Origin of the sequence: Treponema sp. UBA6852 (genome assembly GCA_002449305.1) — a bacterium.
GTDB lineage: Bacteria > Spirochaetota > Spirochaetia > Treponematales > Treponemataceae > Treponema_D.
Genome location: DKDI01000033.1, coordinates 1 through 14,017, shown reverse-complemented (window position 1 = coordinate 14,017; position 14,017 = coordinate 1). Strand labels below are relative to the sequence as shown.

The window sequence follows — 14,017 nt, the reverse complement described above, 5'->3', positions numbered from 1 at the left end:
GCATAAACCGCCTATTTATAGAATTCTTTGATTTACGCCAAAAGTTCGTTTTATTGACTGAAAACACTACTGCTAGTATACTAAAGGCACTTTTAACACCATATATAGACAACGGTGTTAAAAAAAAAAGAGGGAAAAGCATGAAAATCATCAAAAGAAGTGGTGCGGAAGCTGTTTATGACCGCAATAAAATTTCAACGGCAATAAGAAAGGCAAATGAGCAGGTAAGAGAATCACAGCGCCTTAAAGAAAGCCAAATTGAATCCATTGTTGATGATATTGAAATCGAATGCCATAATTCAGGACACGCTCTTAATGTTGAAGACATTCAAGATCTTGTTGAAAACGGAATCATGCAGAATGGCGCTTATGAAGTTGCCAAGCTTTATATAACCTACCGCTACCGCCATCAGCTTTTGCGCAAGGAAAATACAACCGACCAGCAAATAATGAGCCTTCTTGAAGAAAATAACGAAGAAGTCAAGCAGGAAAATTCAAATAAAAATCCGACCGTAGTTTCCGTGCAGCGCGATTATATGGCAGGAGAAGTCAGCAAAGACATTACACGCCGTTTTCTTTTGGATCCGGATATTTGCAAAGCCCATGACGAGGGAATCATACATTTTCATGATGCAGATTATTTTGCCCAGCACATGCACAACTGCGACCTTGTAAACCTTGAAGATATGCTTCAAAACGGAACTGTAATCAGCGGAACAAAAATTGACCGTCCGCATTCTTTTTCAACAGCCTGCAATATAGCCACACAGATTATAGCGCAAGTCGCCAGCTGCCAGTACGGCGGACAAAGCATTACGCTCACTCACCTTGCTCCTTTCGTAGACGTAAGCCGCAAAAAAATCATGGCAGAAACAACAGAACTTATCAAAGCCACAGGACTTCAGGTTTCTTCAGAGCAGTTTGATTATATGGTTGAACAGCGCGTAAAAGACGAAATCAAGCGCGGAGTTCAGACAATCCAGTATCAGGTCATAACTCTTATGACAACAAACGGCCAGGCTCCTTTTGTAACGGTTTTCATGTACTTGAACGAAGCAAAAAACGAGCAGGAAAAAGCCGACCTTGCGCTGATTATAGAAGAAGTTCTCAAGCAGCGTTATCAGGGAGTAAAAAACGAAAAAGGCGCCTGGATTACTCCAGCGTTCCCAAAGCTTATTTATGTCCTTGAAAATGATAACGTGGAACAAGGCTCTCCATACTATTATCTTTCCGAGCTTGCCGCAAAATGCACCGCGCGCAGAATGGTTCCAGACTACATCAGCGAAAAGAAAATGCTGGAGCTAAAAATCGATGCAAAAGGAAACGGAAACTGCTATCCTTGCATGGGCTGCCGCTCATTTTTAACGCCTTACTTGGACTTGACTGGAAAGCCAAAATACTACGGAAGGTTCAATCAAGGAGTTGTAACGCTGAACCTTGTTGATGTGGCCTGCTCTTCTGGTGGCGACATGATGAAATTCCATCAGCTTCTTCAGGAACGCCTTGAACTTTGCCACAGAGCGCTTAGAATCCGCCACGAACGCCTTCTTGGAACAAAATCTGATGCCGCGCCAATTCTATGGCAAAACGGAGCATTGGCAAGATTAAAGAAAGGTGAAGTTATCGACAAGCTTTTGTACAACGGATATTCAACAATTTCCCTTGGATATGCCGGACTTTGCGAATGCGTGCGCTATATGACCGGAAAATCCCACACAGATCCGGATGCAAAACCTTTTGCGCTCAATGTAATGAAAGCCTTGAATGAAGCCTGCAAAAAGTGGAAGGAAGCCGAGCATATCGACTATTCCGTCTATGGAACTCCGCTTGAAAGCACAACTTACAAATTTGCAAAGTGCCTTAAAAGAAGATTCGGAATAATTGAAGGCGTTACAGACAAAAACTACATCACAAACAGCTACCACGTAAATGTAACAGAAAAAATCGACGCATTTACAAAGCTTTCATTTGAATCTGAATTCCAAAGACTTTCACCGGGAGGAGCTGTAAGCTACGTTGAAGTTCCGAATATGGAAAACAACATTCCAGCTGTAATGGCTCTCTTAAAGCACATTTACAACAACATAATGTACGCAGAGCTGAACACAAAAAGCGACTTCTGCCAAAAATGCGGCTACACAGGCGAAATTCAAATTGCAACAGACGGCGATGGAAAATTAATCTGGGAATGTCCAAACTGCAAAAACCACGACCAGGCCACAATGAACGTTGCAAGAAGAACCTGCGGCTACATTGGAACACAATACTGGAATCAGGGACGCACACAGGAAATAAAAGAGCGTGTGCTTCATTTGTAAATGTACTACGGAGAAATTAAAAAATTCGACATCTCAAACGGAGAGGGCGTTAGAGTTTCCCTCTTTGTTTCAGGATGCAGAGTTCATTGTCCGGGCTGCTTTAACAAATGCACTTGGGATTTTCAGTACGGAAAACTTTTTACAGAAGAAACAGAAAACGAAATAACCGAAGCTCTTTCAAAGGAATTTATTTCAGGACTTACAGTTCTTGGAGGAGAGCCGTTCGAGCCTGAAAACCAGAAAGTTCTTGCGCCGTTTTTATCAAAAGTAAAAAAAATGTTTCCAAAAAAAACAATCTGGTGCTACACAGGCTACGTTTACGACAAGGACATTCTTCCTTCCTGCGGAAAAAAGCACTGCGACTTTACAGAGCAATTTTTAAGCTGCATTGATGTTCTTGTGGATGGACCTTTTATAGAAGAACTCAAGGATATTTCACTGCAATTCCGCGGCTCAAGAAATCAGCGCATACTCCATTTAAAATAAATTCAGCTACAAGCTCATAACTGCCTGAATCCATTCGGTTCTATTTTTTACACCGAATTTTTCATATATATGCTGAATATGAGTTGCAACAGTGCTGGTAGCAATAAAAAGTTCCTTTGCAATTTGCTTGTTAGTCTGATTCTTTAGCAAAAGCTCAGCGATTTCAATTTCCCTTGACGACAAGCCGAATTTTTTATAAGCACAAATTCTGTTTTCTCTTGAATCAACGGCAGGCACGAATGTCAAGTCTGAATTCAATTTGCCGCCATAAGAAGATTCTGCTGTCTTGTTTATAAAATCAGTTATTGTCCTTGCAAAATCTTTTTTAACATTTATTTTTAAAGACAAAACCGAATAGACTTTTAAAAGCAGTTCCATTTGTGAAAAAGGCTTAAAAATATAATCCACCGCGCCTTCCTTAATTGAAACACGACGAAGCTTGGAATCCTGCACGCCCGTTAAAAACAAAAATGGAATTGTCTTTAGATTTTCGTCCTTGCGGCAAATTTCAAAAAAAGCCTTTCCGTCCATAACCGGCATAACCATATCCGAAATTATTAAATCTGGAATTTCTTTCTTTATTTTTTCAAGAGCATCCTTTCCATTGCAAGCAGCAAAAACCGTGCAGTAAGGCTTGAACATATTTTGAATATTTTCCAAAAGCGAAAGATTGTCTTCGGCACAAAGAATTTTTACGCCCTGCATTATTTGCAAAAAATCATAATTTTGAAGCGCGGAAATATTCAGTTCAGGTTCATTTTCATAGAAAAGCTGCTCCGTCTTTTGAACGTAATTTTCATCAGTGCTGCCGGAAACAATTTCAAGAGGCAAGCGGGCTTCAAAAACAACTTTGTGCAAATTTTTTCCATCCTTAAAAACAGGAACACAAACCGCATTGCAGTTTCCGTTATACAATTTGCAAATCCGCCGCACAAGATTAAGCCCGATTCCCATTCCAGCAATATTTTCTGAAATATTTTTTCCTCGGAAGCCAAACGCAAAAAGCTGCTCAATGTTCTGCTCCAAAATATTTTCAGAAAAATTTGAAACTCTATAAACCAGTGTTTTGCTCAAAGTGTCCCATTCAATGCTCACGTCAATTTTATTTTTTTCCACGGAATATTTTATCGCATTGTCAATCAGATTTATAAAAACAGTTTCCAAAAACAAAGGAAAAATCAAAACGCAAAGTTCTTCGCCGCATGAATAAGTCCACGAAATTTCAATTCCTTTTATCCGCGCATAGGAAATAAAGTTGTCAAGACATTGCCTAAACAAATTCATAACAAAAACCGCGGACTTTATTTTTGCAGCTTCCTGAATATTTTGTTCCTGCCGTTCAAGAGAGTTTACCATGAGCGCAATGTTTTTTATTCTTTGTATGTTCCAATCCGTGCTTTTTACACAGGCAAAAAAATTCTTTAAAGCCCCCCCCCCACGGAAATTATTTTGCCTAAAAAATTCATTTACAATGTTTTCCATTTCTTCAACAGAGTTTTGAATAATCGTAACCGGAGCTAAAAGTTCATGCGCTGAAGACTTTAAGAAATACGAAGATTCCCTAAGCATGTTAAATTCATTTTGCCTTTGCCTGACTTTTACAAAAATGCTTACGCCGTAAATAAGAATATGAGAAACAAAGCAAATGTCGTAGCCAAAATAATAGTCATTGTCAAAAACAGAAAGAAAGTTCACATTGAATTTAAGACGCAAAAGATGCAATGACTGCCTGAAAATTATATAAACAAAAAGCGGAACCCAAGAAAAAATCAAAAGCGACGGAATATTTTTTATTTTAAAAAATGAATGCACAAGAAGCGCGCTGCAAAATGCGCAGCCCAAAATCAAAAAGCAAATTGTCGCAATATATGGAACTTTTACATCATCGCAAAATCCGTACAGAAAAACAGAAACTAAGCAGACAAATAAAATCAAGCCGAGAATTCTTTTACACAACCAATTTTTTTCAAGTGAAAGATTTTCCAAAAACAAAATCTGCGAAAAACAAAGTCCAATGGCGCACACAATGTAGCCGAATCTTACAAAAAACAGTTTCTGGCAAAAAGCGTTCCAAATGTATGTGCAGCCAAATCCTTTCATTGCAAGTTGATAAAGAAAAAACGCAAAAGTCATAATGCCCAGATACAAAAAAAGTTTTTCCTTTAGACTTGCAAACAAAACAAAAAGAGCTGCCGCCGTAACAAGCATAACGCAAAAAAATATTATATGCACAAATGAAAAATGCTCTGTCTGCTCAAAAAAACGCTCCATTGTAAAAAAACGGAATATGCAAGAAGTTGAATCCGAATTCTTAATCTTTAAAATGTAGCATTCATCAAAAAAATGTCCTTCTGGAATTTCAAGGAAAACTCTCCAGGATTTTATTGGTTTTTGCGAATTGAAAACCGTTCTTCCTGCAACGCTGCTTTTTTTCCAGCTGCCATTTTCAAAAACATAAAGTTCTACGGAATCAACAATTTCAGGACCAAGGTCAAGAATTTGCGCAGGAAATTTCTGTGGATTTTTTCGCTGAACGGCGCACCAAAGAGTACCTTTTACAAATCCCGGCGAAAAACGAAATCCGCTTTTTTTACATTCGGAAGGAAATGCAAAGTCAGAAGAAAACTCGCTGTCTGAACTTTGCCAATAATAAACCTGCACTGAATTTTCCTGTGCAAAGAAAAATTCGCCGCAAACAAAAAACAAGACTGATAAAACCCAACAATTCTTTTTCATCAAGAAAGCAAACATAGCAAAACCCGCAAGAATTTTTTAGCAATCTTTTTTATTTTAGTGGATATGGAAAAATTTTGAAATAATACTTTTTAAATGAACCCCACTACGAAATGGGTGAAAAGTTCAGTTATCGCAGTGGGGAATTATGTAAAATATTTGAAACTTAATTAATCAAGTTTGATTGTAAGAGCAGGACAAATGCCTGAAAAGTTTGTACTTCCTGAAGTAACTTCTTCTAGTGAACTTAGATATACATTAAAATAACGATTTTCCCTGTTTTCAGAATTGATAAATCTCTCATAATAATCAACTTTTTCTTTGACAGGTGTCCGTGTAAAATAGCTTTTTTGAGAATATAAATTGCTTGCTTTTGCAAGGTCTGATGAAGAGCGATCATCGCTATATTTTGTTTTTTCTTTAAACTTAATTAAATCATTTTTACTTAACAAGAAAATTTTATCATTTGTATCATTACACCTTAAATCGATTGTTTCTGATTCTTCTCCGTCCGCTACTTTGGTACCTGAATAATATCTCATTGACTCTGAACCATTATAAACATAAGTTGTTGCAATTAAATTTTGACCTTCAGAAGAAAATGCATTCTGCAAAAATCCATTGTCCTTGAACTTTATTTCATAAGAGTCAATTTTATAAGAATCAATCAGTGTATTTCCATAATGGCTTATATAGCTTAAGCCATTTAACACAGCCCTTACAAAACTATATTCATAGTTTGACGGATAAATATTTTTATCTTTAGAAGACGAACGTTTAAATACAAAATTATTTTCGCTATTATCCCGCAGCCAATAAATAGTCATATCATAATGAATTCCTGAAATCAAAATTTTTTCAGAATATAGGAGAGCATTTCCCGTTCCATTGTAGTCATTTGTAACAACAATCCATTTTATTGGTTCAACTTTAAAGTAATATTCAGTCCCATCTACTATACTAGAACCATCAGAGAAGAGCCCATCATTATAGGCATTTGGATTTGCCTGCATCTTAAAATATTTACAGCCGTCACTACCTAAATAAAGATGTTTATCTTGGTCAATTGCTTCTGTAATTTCAACATCCTGCGTTTTTACAGTTTGCGGCCATTCTCCAAAAAGCACATAAGTTGCTTCCGTTCCCGCGCTTCCATCTGTCCCAGCTTTTAAAATATACGGAGAGTCTATGTAGTTTGTAGGCAATTCTTCAGTATTATCACCATTGTTTGATGAATTTCCAGTATTTGAAGATGGCGTTGCAGGCGCATAATACGAATCATCTCCAGAACCACCGCCTGAACCATTAGAACAGGAAAATATAAACAATCCTAAAAATCCAAATAAAAAAACAGGTATTACAACTTTTGTCATTTTCATCATGCCGTTCTTCCTTTTTTACAAAATATGACTAAGAAGATAATAGTTTTGGCATAGATATTTTTATCGTTTAAATTTGGATTTGCGCATAGACTTTTTTCTAGTTATGCATCGAGACAAACATTTAGACAAAAAACTGTAATATATTTTTTTTACCATATATTTGCCGTAAAAAAATTACGGCGGGGGTTGTTTTTTTAGAAATTTATTCCGATAATATGTTATATTCAAATTGGAGTATAAATATGCTCAAGTCACTAACACTAAGTAACTTTAAAGCTTTTGAAAAACCTGTAACAATAGATTTTTCTGCTATAGGAAATTACTCATTCAATACAGAAACTATAAAGAATGGCATTGTAAAAACAGCTGTAATGTACGGTAAAAATGCCAGTGGAAAATCTTCTCTTGGTCTTGCAATTTTTGATATTGTAGCCAATCTTACAGATAATTTTGTAAATCCAAGAAACTATATAAATTATCTTAACCGCAAGACTAATAATCAATTAAGCCTTTTTGAATATAATTTTGTTTTTGGAAAATCAGAAATTATTTATTCATATTCAAAATCTGATGTTAGAACTATTCTTTCCGAAAGATTAACAATCAATGGTAAAACAGTAATTGAATACGACCGATTAAAAGACAAGCATAAACTTTTTCTAAGTCTTGAAGGTGCAGAAAATGTAAAAATCGATTTAACACAACTTAATTTCTCTGCATTAAGATTTATAAAATCGAATGTCATTTTAAAAGAAAATGATGAAAATACAGCATTTAATCAACTATTTTCTTTTGTTAATAAAATGCTCTTATTTTGGTCTTTGGAAACCCGTGAGTTTATAGGTTATACACCAAATCCCGGTCAAGCTATTTTCAGTGAAATTGTAAAACGTGGACATTTTAAAGACTTGCAGGCTTTCTTTAAAGAAGCTGGCTTTGAAGATGAACTTGACCATAGAATTTTTAATGGCACAGAACAATTACTAATAAAATACAATGATAAAAATAAACTGGATTTTGGCTTGGCATGTTCATCAGGAATGAGTTCTTTGCTTTTAGTATATTATTGGCTTGAAGATGTCTCTGTTCCAGAAAAATGTCCATCTTTTATTTTTATAGATGAATTTGATGCTTTCTATCATTTTGAATTAGCAAGAATTGTTGTTGAAAAACTACGAGCTTGCAATTGCCAAGTTCTTCTTACAACGCACAATACATCTTTATTCACAAATGATTTGCTTAGACCAGATTGTTTTTATATTTGTTCAAAAAATAAAATTGTAAATGCTCATAATGCAACAATGAAAGAGCTGCGTCTTGGTCATAATCTTGAAAAACTCTATCGTGGCGGCACATTTGGCAAATGATTCTTTTTATCTTTGAAGGCGAAATAAGAGAGCCTGCTTTATATAAAACAATGAAATATTTGTTTCTCTCAAACTCAATAGAAGACGATATTATTGTTTCTTATTGCAGCAACATTTATTCACTTTATAAGAAAATGAAAGAATTGGATATTTTCGGAGGTTCTGCAGATATAGTCAGTGTTTTACAAGAACAACTAAAATCATCAAAAAACAAACATGATGAACTTAATAAAGTAAAAAGCAGTGATTCAATTTCTGAAATATATCTCTTTTTCGACTATGATTTAAAACAAAAAGACAATTTTAACAAACTTTCTGTAGATGAACAAAACAATCAAATAAAAGAACTTCTTGAATATTTTAATAATGAAACCGAAAAAGGAAAGCTTTATATAGACTATCCAATGGTTGAATCTATCCGATATTTTAAGAAAAAATTGCCAGATGAAAATTATATCAATTATGAAACAGATATGTTTGTTGGCAAAAAATTCAAGGAAGAAGCAGCTAAAAATTCGTATTATCAAAACTTAAGATTTATTACTTTTGATTTAAATAGAGAAAAAGAAATCAAATTACCTAAAAACTCAAACAAGGTAATTGATGAAGAAGAAATCAATAAAGTCAGATCAAATTGGAATCATGTAAAAGACTTAAATATAAAAAAAGCCAATTATATATGCCATAGTATTAATGAAATTCCTGCTATAAAAGACAAAATCAATCAACTTAATATATTTAACAAACAGCTAAGCAAATATTTAATTAGAGAAAAAATCGCTATTTTAAATTCTTTCCCTTTATTTTTATTTGAATATTTACGCTAATACAATAAATTCTTCAATATAAAATACCCATTGCAACAACGAAAGCAAAAATTTATAATGTTCCTATGTCAGAAAATCTTATAGAAAAATTTGTGGATGGTAATTCGCTCAAGGCGTTGAAAAATCTTATTGAATCCAGTTCGGATGACGCAGCCCTTTCTTCTTCTGTACAGCTTGCAGATATTTTTGGCGCAGGGCAGACATTCAAAAAAATCGCTGATAAAAATTCAGATACGGAATCAAAACTTGTTTCCAGCTTTAACAATAATCTTGTGCTTTTAATTCAGAAAACTTGGGTTGAAAAATCCGACGAAGAGCTTAAGGCGCAGATTCTTTATCAGCTTGAAGAATTCCGCGTTCAGTTAAATTCAAAAGATTATGTTCAGGCTTATCCGCAGTTTTTTTCTATTTTAGACAATGTTGTTTACCTTATGTTCGGAAATCAGGCAAAAGCAAAAGATTTTCCAGAATACGCGCTTAGAATCGATCCGGAATTTGGAATTTTCTGGTGGTATGTAAAAAGCCTTCCGCGGGATGCGCAGTGGTCAAGTGAACGCACAAGAATTGCCATTTTGCTTGGAATTTATTTTTTGGCAAACTATTAGAGGAATTTCATGGAGCTTGATTCAATTTGCGCTGAATTAAAAAAAGGAGCGGCACAACTTGCGCTTTATACAGAGCTTCAGAAAAACAATGCGTTAAAATGTGTTTCTGAGGCAATTTTAAAAAACAAGCAGGAAATCCTAAGCGCAAACCAAACCGATGTGGAAGACGCGCGCGCAAAAGGAACTCTAGAATCCCTTGTTGAACGTCTGGCTCTAAACGAAAAAAAATTCAATGATATTTTAGACGGAATCAAAACTGTAATTCAGCAAAAAGATCCAGTTGGCAAAATTGTTGACGGCTGGAAAGCTCCGAACGGAATGGAAATCCGCCAAGTAAGAGTTCCGCTTGGAGTCGCTGCAATTATTTACGAAAGCCGTCCGAACGTTACAGCGGATGCGTTTGCGCTTGCCTACAAAAGCGGAAATTCTATCCTTTTACGCGGTTCTTCTTCTGCGCTTAATTCAAACAAAGCCATTGTAAAGGCAATCAAAGAAGGCTTAAAAAATGCCGGAAAAAACGGCGTTGAGTCTGCTTTGTATTTGTGTGAATCCGGCAGTTATTCCGAAGTAAACGAAATTCTCAATGCAGTCGGCAAAATCGATGTAGTTCTTCCACGCGGCTCTGCAAAACTCATAAATCTTGTTGTTGAAAATGCGAAAGTTCCGGTAATTCAAACTGGAGCCGGAGTCTGCCACCTTTATGTTGATAAAAGCGCGAATCTTGAAAACGCAGCTAAAATTGCGCAGAATTCCAAAATGCAGCGTCCGGGAGCTTGTAACGCAATTGAAACAATCCTTGTAAATAGAAAAGTTCTAAAAGAATTTCTTCCGCTTCTTGCAAAGGAATTTGATGAAAAAGTTCAAATCCGAGCAGATAAGGAATGCCATTCTGTTTTGCAAAATGCAGGCTACAAAAATTTAAAGGAAGCAGTTGATTCCGACTTTGGATTTGAATTTCTTGACTTTATTGTTGCCGTCCGACAAGTTGAATCCACAGAGCAGGCAATTGAATTTATAAACACACACAACACCAAGCACAGCGAATGCATTGCCACAAATGACAGAAGCCACGCCCTTATGTTCCAGCAGCAAATTGACGCAGCCTGCATCTACGTAAATGCAAGCACAAGATTTACAGATGGCGGAATTTTTGGATTTGGAGCGGAACTTGGAATCAGCACACAAAAACTTCATGCCAGAGGTCCTATGGGAGCTGAAGCCTTGACCACGACAAAATTCCTAATCGATGGAAACGGTCAGATTAGGTAAAAATAAATGCAAATTCTCGGCGAGAATTTATTAAAAACACGCCGTACTTTTTAAATTTCACGCCGAGAATTTTAGAAAACTCGGCGTGTTTTTTTAGGTTACTGCGTTTGTTTTAAATGACATTTTTTCTTTTATACAAAAAAAAAGACCGCCCTTTCGGACGGTCTTTTGCTTTTTTTATACTTAATACAATAATTCAGCTTGTTTTAAACTATTCAATATCCGCGTTGACTGTTTTTTCCATTACAATCGGCTTGCCTGCAGCAACAAGATTTTTTCCGGCGGCTTGCGCCATTTTGTTTACAATCTTGTATTCAACTTTGCAGAACTTGTCTATGCCGATTTTTGAAGGCTTTTCAAAAGGTTCAAAGCCTTCAAGAACAACTTGAGTTCCAGGAGCTGCCCAAGGAGCTGTCAAAAGCTCAACTTTTTCAACGCCGTCTTCCACATAGTCAGAGGCAAGAAGCATTCCGCGGCTTTCAACGCCCTTCATTTTTCTTGGAGCAAGGTTAGCGGCAATAATAACATGTTTTCCCAAAAGCTCCTCTTCCTTTAAATAAGGACGCAAGCCAGACTGAATAATGCGCTCTGTTCCGCTTCCGTCGTCAAGATGCTCAATGTAAAGCTTGTCGCCCTGCGGATTTGTTTCCACGCTCAAAATCTTTGCAACTTTAAGCTCAATGTGCTTGTTAAAATATTCAACCGGGTCAATTTTTGGCGCAGAAGATTCAGGCTTGTGCTCTTCTTTTGGCTGAATGTTTTGAGTGTGCTCCTTAGGCTCTGTCGCCATAAGATATTCAAGATCAATTTCTCCTGCCACACAAGGAACTCCAACCTGCCAATTTTCAAGAATCTGCGGATGAATTTCTCCAAAAATTCCAGCCTGCTTTCCGTTCACCATAATTCCAGCCTGACGCCCCGGAATAAAGCGAGGATCATTTGTTTCCTGAACTTCATATTTATGGTCAAGATAGTAAAGAATTGTGCTCACTTCGCTTGCAGCTTCGTTAAAGTTTGCATTGTTGGAAGCTGTAAGAAATCCAAGGCTCTGAATTGTCTTTGTGCCGGTATTTTCACTTTCATCGATGAATGCAATTTTTCCGACTTCAAAAATCTTGTGAGGATAAACTGCGTTTCCGCTTTGGGCTTCGGCTTCAAAAAGAGATGCAATAATTGACGGACGGATAAACTGATAGTTTTCGCTCATTGGATTTGCAATTTCAATTACATTTTTTCCATCGATTCCCATGTTGTCAATGTAGGTTTTCTTTGAACCAAGGTAATTGAAAATCATTTCCTGATAGCCGATTCCAGCCATAATATTTTTTACTTTGCGGCTGTAAACGGTAATTGGCAAAAGACGTCCGATTGTAAAGTCGTTTGGTTTTTCAGGCTTAAAGAAATCAAGGCCTTTTCCAATCATAACATCTTCAATAACATCAACTTCGTGCAAAAAGTCGTTGCGGTAAGGAGCTGGATGCACAACAAAAACAGTTTCGCCGTTTTCATTCAAAACATCAACTTTGCTTCCCATGCGCACAAGAGCATCTTTCACTTCGTCCTCGGAAAGAGAACTGCCAAGCTTTTTGTTTATTGCAGAAAGTCGGGCTTTTGCTGTCTGCTGGAAATAATAAGGAATGACAACATCGTTTCCAAATCCAGTGTCATATTCGTGGTGAACTTTTACAGGAAGAATTTCATAACCTGCGTCTGCAAAATCACAGGCAACAATATTCGCAGCAAGCATCAAGTCTTTCATGTCAACGCCGGTAAGCTCAACCATCAAATCCTTGTCGCCAACTTCAATCTGTCCCAAAGTCGCGCTGTTGATTATAGGGCTCATGCTCATAATTTCGCCAGAATCGTCCTGCAAAACCGGATATTTTTCAAAATCCTTTAAAATCCAGCCGTATTCTTTTCCCTTTGGATGATTTTGAAGGATTTCACGGCAAGTCTGTTTTTCTTCACCCTGAAGCGGAACAAAACTTACCTTGTCTGGATCAGCTGCAACAAAATGAACCGGCCACTTTAAATTTGCTGCGCGGTAAACGCCCATTGAAATTGTTTTTCTTTTGCGCCCAAAGTTCCAGGCAAGCTTTTCCTGAGTCTGCATAATGTCAATAAGCATCGCATTGTCTATAGGTTTTCCGCTTATAACAAAAGAAACCATAAACGGCCTGATATGCTTTAAAGCCGGATCAACAACAGCAAGACGATTTCCTGTGTCTTTTAGCTTCCCTTCATCCGACATGAATTTGCTGTAGTCTGAATGGCCTTTTCCTTCGTGCTCGCGAAGGCATCTTGCAACTCCGCCGGCAGACCACAAGTCAGGACGGTTTGTGTCGTTCAGTTCAATTTTTATAACACGCTCATTTTCTGGAGCAGATTCATCGGGCTTTTCGTCAAGTTCGGCTTTTGCAAATGTAAGCTTCTTTTCAAAAGTATCCCAGTCGTATTTAGTTCCAAGCAAATTAAAAAAAAGTTTTTCGTTGACTTCAATCTTAGGCATGGTTTCCTCTATTAAATAGTGTGCATAGATTATATTACAACAATGGCAAAACTGCAATTAGGGGAATAAAGACTTGAAGTTTCAAATTGTAATACAAACATTATTTAAAATTGCCATAAGGATTGGAAAAATCTAACAATTTTTCTCACATACTCAAGCCCATGACTCGTCTCCATAATCATCTTCTTCACAACAACCCAAAATCGACGAAGGATTTCCATAACAAGATGCACCATATTCCCACAATTCTGAATCTTCAGTGATATTATCTAAAGAAGAAAGTTTATCCTTTAATCTGTTAATCACAATATTCTTATTAGCCCAAACTTCGAGTTTTGTAAATTTACTGTCATTGCCGTGCTTGCCCCTGCGATGTTTCTGAAAGGAACTCGGTTGATAATCCGTTGGAAAGATTGCCGTGTCAAGCATTGCAATGACAGCCTTGTTAGCATATAAATAACTGTCTAGTAGCTGTTTTTATTAAAACTCGACATTCGATCTAAAAATAAAGTGCAACAATT

The 14,017-nt window shown here is 36.6% G+C and carries 10 protein-coding genes; 6 read left to right on the top strand and 4 right to left on the bottom strand.

Going from position 1 to position 14,017, the window contains the following annotated elements:
• Positions 1 to 140 precede the first annotated feature (140 nt).
• Both nrdD and nrdG read left to right on the top strand, forming a co-directional pair.
• Positions 141 to 2,318, top strand: coding sequence for an anaerobic ribonucleoside-triphosphate reductase (gene nrdD / locus B3209_RS06765; RefSeq protein WP_296090359.1), 2,178 nt, complete (start codon positions 141 to 143; stop codon positions 2,316 to 2,318).
• Positions 2,319 to 2,804 (top strand): anaerobic ribonucleoside-triphosphate reductase activating protein, encoded by a 486-nt coding sequence (nrdG, locus tag B3209_RS06760; RefSeq protein ID WP_296663943.1) that lies wholly within the window; start codon positions 2,319 to 2,321, stop codon positions 2,802 to 2,804.
• A gap of 6 nt (positions 2,805 to 2,810) precedes the next feature.
• On the opposite strand, the gene B3209_RS06755 is transcribed toward nrdG, so the two are convergent.
• Both B3209_RS06755 and B3209_RS06750 read right to left on the bottom strand, forming a co-directional pair.
• Positions 2,811 to 5,465, bottom strand: a complete 2,655-nt coding sequence (locus B3209_RS06755) for a response regulator (RefSeq protein ID WP_296690273.1) — start codon at positions 5,463 to 5,465, stop codon at positions 2,811 to 2,813.
• A gap of 242 nt (positions 5,466 to 5,707) precedes the next feature.
• Positions 5,708 to 6,919: a DUF6273 domain-containing protein gene (locus B3209_RS06750; protein ID WP_296663939.1), complete on the bottom strand. Its 1,212-nt coding sequence runs from the start codon at positions 6,917 to 6,919 to the stop codon at positions 5,708 to 5,710.
• A gap of 242 nt (positions 6,920 to 7,161) precedes the next feature.
• Here B3209_RS06750 and B3209_RS06745 point away from each other — a divergent pair, with 242 nt between their 5' ends.
• The 4 genes from B3209_RS06745 (at position 7,162) to B3209_RS06730 (ending at position 10,987) form a co-directional block, all read left to right on the top strand.
• Complete coding sequence (locus B3209_RS06745) at positions 7,162 to 8,286, top strand: AAA family ATPase (RefSeq protein ID WP_296663938.1); 1,125 nt, start codon at positions 7,162 to 7,164, stop codon at positions 8,284 to 8,286.
• Positions 8,283 to 9,113 (top strand): hypothetical protein, encoded by an 831-nt coding sequence (locus B3209_RS06740; protein ID WP_296663937.1) that lies wholly within the window; start codon positions 8,283 to 8,285, stop codon positions 9,111 to 9,113. Before B3209_RS06745 ends, B3209_RS06740 begins: the two co-directional genes overlap by 4 nt.
• A 65-nt stretch (positions 9,114 to 9,178) precedes the next feature.
• Positions 9,179 to 9,718, top strand: coding sequence for a hypothetical protein (locus B3209_RS06735; protein WP_296663935.1), 540 nt, complete (start codon positions 9,179 to 9,181; stop codon positions 9,716 to 9,718).
• A 9-nt stretch (positions 9,719 to 9,727) separates the two neighbouring features.
• The gene (locus tag B3209_RS06730) at positions 9,728 to 10,987 is read left to right on the top strand and encodes a glutamate-5-semialdehyde dehydrogenase (RefSeq protein ID WP_296663933.1); all 1,260 of its coding nucleotides are present in this window, start codon (positions 9,728 to 9,730) and stop codon (positions 10,985 to 10,987) included.
• Positions 10,988 to 11,198: 211 nt separating this feature from the next.
• Here B3209_RS06730 and pheT read toward each other — a convergent pair whose 3' ends face one another.
• Complete coding sequence (pheT, locus tag B3209_RS06725; protein WP_296663932.1) at positions 11,199 to 13,496, bottom strand: phenylalanine--tRNA ligase subunit beta; 2,298 nt, start codon at positions 13,494 to 13,496, stop codon at positions 11,199 to 11,201.
• Positions 13,497 to 13,649: 153 nt separating this feature from the next.
• Positions 13,650 to 13,925: a hypothetical protein gene (locus B3209_RS06720; RefSeq protein ID WP_296690271.1), complete on the bottom strand. Its 276-nt coding sequence runs from the start codon at positions 13,923 to 13,925 to the stop codon at positions 13,650 to 13,652.
• Between the last annotated feature and the right edge of the window lie 92 nt (positions 13,926 to 14,017).